Source organism: Phenylobacterium sp. (assembly GCF_035569475.1).
Classification (GTDB): domain Bacteria; phylum Pseudomonadota; class Alphaproteobacteria; order Caulobacterales; family Caulobacteraceae; genus Phenylobacterium.
On record NZ_DATMNA010000010.1, the window covers coordinates 1 to 2471 of the forward strand.

General features: G+C 71.6%; 3 protein-coding genes. 2 read left to right on the forward strand and 1 reads right to left on the reverse strand.

Annotation, left to right across the window (positions count from 1 at the left end; translation table 11 throughout):
• Together VNW53_RS01215 and VNW53_RS01220 are read left to right on the forward strand one after the other, a co-directional pair.
• Positions 1 to 1527, forward strand: a 1527-nt coding sequence (locus VNW53_RS01215) for an ABC transporter transmembrane domain-containing protein (RefSeq protein WP_325553056.1), incomplete at its 5' end; no start/stop codon positions are given.
• 28 nt (positions 1528 to 1555) lie between these two features.
• Entirely contained in the window at positions 1556 to 2173 is a 618-nt protein-coding gene (locus VNW53_RS01220) for a TetR/AcrR family transcriptional regulator (RefSeq protein ID WP_325553058.1), read from the forward strand.
• Here VNW53_RS01220 and VNW53_RS01225 read toward each other — a convergent pair.
• A partial coding sequence (locus tag VNW53_RS01225; RefSeq protein WP_325553059.1) for a hypothetical protein occupies positions 2170 to 2471 on the reverse strand: 302 nt, incomplete at its 5' end. The genes VNW53_RS01220 and VNW53_RS01225 overlap by 4 nt on opposite strands.

Consider the following 2471-nt stretch of genomic DNA (forward strand, 5'->3'; position numbering starts at 1 on the left):
GCGACCGGCCTGCGGCTGTACTTCCTCTACAAGCTCGGCGAGCGCGTGGTGGCGGATCTTCGCAAGCGCGTTTTCCGCCATGTGCTGGGCCTCGACCTCGGCCACTTCGTGAACCTGCGCACCGGCGAGGTGCTCTCGCGACTCACCAGCGACATGTCGATCGTCGAGGCGATCGTCGGCAATGTGATCCCGGTGGCCGTGCGCAACCTCGTCACCCTCACCGGGGGCCTGGTGCTGATGGTGGTGGTCAGCCCGGACTTCACGCTGCTGGTGACGATGCTGATTCCCATCCTGCTGACACCCATGCTGTTGATGAGCCGGCGCCTTCAGGCGCTCTCGGCCCGGGCCCAGGACCGTTTCGCGCAGGCGGTCGGCTATGCCGGCGAGGGGCTGGGCGCCATCGACACGGTCCAGGCCTTCGGCCAGGAGGACGCCGTGGCCGGCCGCTTCAACGCGGCGATCGAGAGCGCCTTCGAAGCGTCCCGCGCCCAGATCCGCGCCCGGGGCCTGCTCTCGTTCCTGATGATCGTGATGATCTTCGGGGGCATGCTGGCCCTGCTGTTCCGCGCGGCGGTGGAGGTGATCGTCGACCATACCTTGAGCCCCGGAGCGCTCTTCCAACTCCTGGGCCTGGCCTTCCTGGCCGCCAACGCGGTCAAGGACCTCTCCGAGGTGTGGGGCCAGATTCAGAAGGCCTCCGGCGCAGCCGAGCGGATCGTGGCGATGTTGGACACCGCCCCGGCCATCCAGGCGCCCACCCGGCCTTGGCCCCTGCCGGCGCCGCGTGGCGAGGTCGCCTTCGAGAACGTGCGCTTCGCCTATCCGGGCCGGGCCGGGCCGCCGGCCCTCAATGGCTTCACCCTGGCCGCCCGGCCGGGCGAGCGGGTCGCCCTGGTGGGCCCCTCGGGAGCGGGCAAGAGCACCGTGTTGAGGCTGTTGCTGCGCTTCTATGATCCGGATGGCGGGTCGGTGCGCATCGACGGCGTCGACCTGCGCCAGGCCGATCCGGCGCAGGTGCGCGCCCGGATGGCGCTCGTCGCCCAGGAGGCGCCGCTGTTCTCCGGTTCGGCCGCCGACAACATCCGCTTCGGCCGTCCTGCCGCCATCGACGCCGAGGTCCGCGCCGCCGCCCTGGCCGCCCAGGCGGAGGGCTTCATCGCCGCCCTGCCCCAGGGTTTCGAGACCGTGGTGGGCGAGCACGCCAAGACCCTGTCCGGCGGCCAGCGCCAGCGCCTGGCCATCGCCCGCGCGCTCATTCGCCGCGCGCCTATCCTGTTGCTCGACGAGGCGACCAGCGCCTTGGACGCCGAGAACGAGCGCCTCGTCCAGCAGGCCCTGCATGAGGCGATGCGAGGCCGCACCACCCTGGTCATCGCCCATCGCCTGGCCACGGTCCTGGAGGCTGACCGCATCGTGGTGATGGACGGCGGCCGCGTCGTCGACGAGGGCACCCATGCCGAGCTCCTCGCCCGCGGCGGCCTCTACGCCAAGCTCGCCAAGCTGCAGTTCACCGCCCAGGCGGCGTAGCCGCAGGGCGTTCGCTCTCGCCTCGACGATGCAGTCCGACCACCCGTCCGCGACCAAGGCGCGCATCCTGGAGGCGGCAAGGGTCCTCTTCAATGAAGAGGGCGTCGGCGCCCTCTCGGCCGTCGACATCGCCGCCGCCCTCGGGATCAGCCCCGGCCACCTCTACTACCACTTCAAGGGTAAGCCGGAGATCCTGGCGGTGCTGGCGGGCGCCTGTCAGGACGAGGTCGACCTGGTGCTGGATGCCGCCGCGCGGGCCTGCCGGGGCGAGGGCGCGACTTTGGAGACCCTGTGGACCCACGTCCACATCCTCGTCGAGGAGGCGTGGGACGGCCGCTTCCTGCATCGGGAGGCCGGCGCCCTGGTCCTGCGTTATCCGGACATCGCCGCGCGCCTGCGCCGCATCGCCGCCGCCCAGCGCGAGGCGCTCCGCGGGATGCTGGACGCCCTGGCCCAGGCGGGCGCCATCGCCGCGCCCCCCGAAGCGCTCGATGGTCTCGCCCGCGTGCTGGTCACCGCCATCGCCCATCACGCCCTTGAGCTGGATCTCGAAGGCGACCCGGGGCCGCCACGCGCCCGCCTCGCCCGCGCCGCCGCCCAGATCATGGGCCTCGTCGCAGCCTACGCACGGCCGGGTAGAGGTTAGGCCGCCGGAGGAGGGGTCTTTTCGGCCTTCAGGGCCGCCACCTCATGGCTGAGGGCGTCCACCTTGGCGGCGAGCTTTTCCAGCGCCTGGCCGATGGCCGGCAGGTTCCAGGGGGCCAGGGTCTCCGACACCGTCTCCCGCACCTTGGCCAGGCGGGCCTCGAGGGCCGCCCGCTGTTCGGCGCTGAACGACTGGGCCTTGGCCGCGGCGGTTTCCATCGCGTGGCTCATCTTTTCAGCCTGGGGCGAGCGGCCCAGGGAACTGCGGACGCGATCCTCGACCTCCTCGCCCTTCTTCA